The sequence below is a fragment of the Sphingomonas sp. FUKUSWIS1 genome, from assembly GCF_000733135.1.
GTDB lineage: Bacteria > Pseudomonadota > Alphaproteobacteria > Sphingomonadales > Sphingomonadaceae > Sphingomonas > Sphingomonas aerolata.
The window spans coordinates 1-1,526 of record NZ_JPJC01000245.1 but is presented as its reverse complement, the minus strand read 5'-3'; the positions used below and the strand labels follow the sequence as shown (position 1 = coordinate 1,526).

2 protein-coding genes and 1 pseudogene are annotated in these 1,526 nt (G+C 70.9%); all 3 read right to left on the bottom strand.

Annotated features, from left to right (window positions below):
* Nucleotides 1-350: pseudogene (locus sphsw_RS15375) on the bottom strand (hydrolase 1, exosortase A system-associated); the annotation flags it as partial.
* Nucleotides 338-1,000, bottom strand: a complete 663-nt coding sequence (locus sphsw_RS15370; protein WP_031441380.1) for a hypothetical protein — start codon at nucleotides 998-1,000, stop codon at nucleotides 338-340. The gene sphsw_RS15370 and the pseudogene sphsw_RS15375, both read right to left, overlap by 13 nt.
* An 11-nt stretch (nucleotides 1,001-1,011) precedes the next feature.
* The gene (locus tag sphsw_RS15365; RefSeq protein ID WP_031441379.1) at nucleotides 1,012-1,290 is read right to left on the bottom strand and encodes an acyl carrier protein; all 279 of its coding nucleotides are present in this window, start codon (nucleotides 1,288-1,290) and stop codon (nucleotides 1,012-1,014) included.
* Nucleotides 1,291-1,526: the final 236 nt, after the last annotated feature.

Here is a 1,526-nt window from a genome sequence, read left to right as displayed (position 1 = left end):
CCGCCGAACAGCGCGAGCGCGCTCGCGGCGTCGCAATTGCCGAACCCCACCAGCCGCGTGACGTGCGGCGCAGCGGCGCGGAACGCGGCGGCGGCGGCGACCAGATCGGCCTGCGCCGACAGAAAGCCGCCATTCTCGCCGCTCGAATCGCCGATGCCGCGGCGGTCATAGCGGAACACCGGCGTGCCCCCCGCCGCCAGCCGCCGCGCGAGCATCGCCATGCCGCGGTGCGCGCCGCTGCGGATCTCGTTGCCGCCCGACACGATCAGCACCCCCGTCGCGCCCGCCGCGTCGTCGAGCGTCGCGACCAGCGTCTCGCCCTCGCAGGGCACTGCGATCAATCGCCGCATGTCGCGATCCACCCGGCCACATCGGCGGCGAGCGCCTGCGCGAGTGCCGCATCGCTGCCCGGTTCCGACCGCCGCCACAGCGGCGCCCCGGCATAGCGCGCATCCGCCGGACGCGGATCGCTCTCGAGTCGCACCGTTCGCGACGCGGCATATGGCACCGCGTCCTGCAGATCCGCGAGCAGCGCCTCGGACAGGCTGTTGCCCGCGTAACCCTCCGCGTCGGGCATCGTCGACGCGGCACGGATCCGGTTCAGGTCGCGCAACAGATCATCGCCCGCCTGCGGCGCGAGCCGCCATCGCCCGGCAAGACTGGCGTCGCAATCGACGAGCGCACCACTCCGAATCGTGACCGCGTAAACCGGCACGTCGAGCGTCCCGACAAGCGCAGCAAAGGCCTGGCGCAGGTCGGGCAACCGCAGGTCGCGCGTCTCGACCACACTCTCGCCGGTACCGGGCAGATCAGGCAGGATGCTGCCGATCCCGCGCCCGGCCAGCGCGCGCAGCATCGCGACGAGGAACGCGCGCGTGCGGTTCGCCTCCTCGAACAGCGGCAGTACCGCAACGACCAGCGGTCCGGCATCGGGGCCGAAGCGCAGCATCGCCTCGCGCCCGCCGGCCCAGTCATAGTGATCGAAGCGGGGGCCGGTCATCCCGGCCGAGGCTAGACCAGCGCCTTCCGCGCCGCAAACTGGACGAGCGCGCCGAACGTCTCGAGCATCTCGCCGTCGATCTCGTCATCCTCGATCAGGATGCCGAGCCGGTCCTCGAGCTCGGTCAGCACGCTCGCCACCGCCATCGAATCGAGTTCGGGGAGCGCGCCGAACAACGGCGTGTCGTCGGTGAATGCCGCGACTCGCTCGGCGCTGAGGCCAAGGATGTCGGCAAGGACGGCGCGGACCGTCGTTTCAACCTGGGAAGTACCTTCGAAGATCACGAGCATCGCCTGAACCGTTGCGAACCGGGCCCCGCTAGCCTGTGGGGGTGAATTCGGCAACGGCTTGGCGCTATGGAGGACCCATGACCTCGCCCGACCCCGTCCCGTTTCCGATCGATCACCTTACGTCGCACGGCGCAGCCGACGACGTTGCGCTGATCGACCGCGCAGGGACGATGACGTTCCGCGACCTCGAAACCGCGGTCGGCACGCTCGCCGGCTGGCTGGCGGGGCAGGGTCTT